The 203-nt window shown below is 61.1% G+C and carries 1 protein-coding gene; it reads left to right on the top strand.

The features are described 5' to 3' along the window. Positions 1 to 203, top strand: a 203-nt coding sequence (locus ADL29_RS15360; RefSeq protein ID WP_211274323.1) for a cbb3-type cytochrome c oxidase subunit I, incomplete at both ends; no start/stop codon positions are given.

Below are 203 nucleotides of genomic sequence, written 5' to 3'. Positions count from 1 at the left end.
GCTGGTCCTGCTGGCCTTCCCGGTCCTGGCCGCCGCGCTGTTCGCCCTGGAGGCGGACCGTAAATTCGGTGCCCATGTATTCGACGCCGCAAATGGCGGGGCGCTGCTCTGGCAGCACCTTTTCTGGTTCTTCGGTCATCCCGAGGTCTACATCATCGCCCTGCCGTTCTTCGGCATCATTTCCGAAATCATTCCGGTGTTCT

The sequence above is a fragment of the Streptomyces chattanoogensis genome, assembly GCF_001294335.1.
In the GTDB taxonomy this organism is placed as follows: Bacteria; Actinomycetota; Actinomycetes; order Streptomycetales; family Streptomycetaceae; genus Streptomyces; species Streptomyces chattanoogensis.
This window is presented reverse-complemented; position numbering and strand designations above follow the sequence as displayed.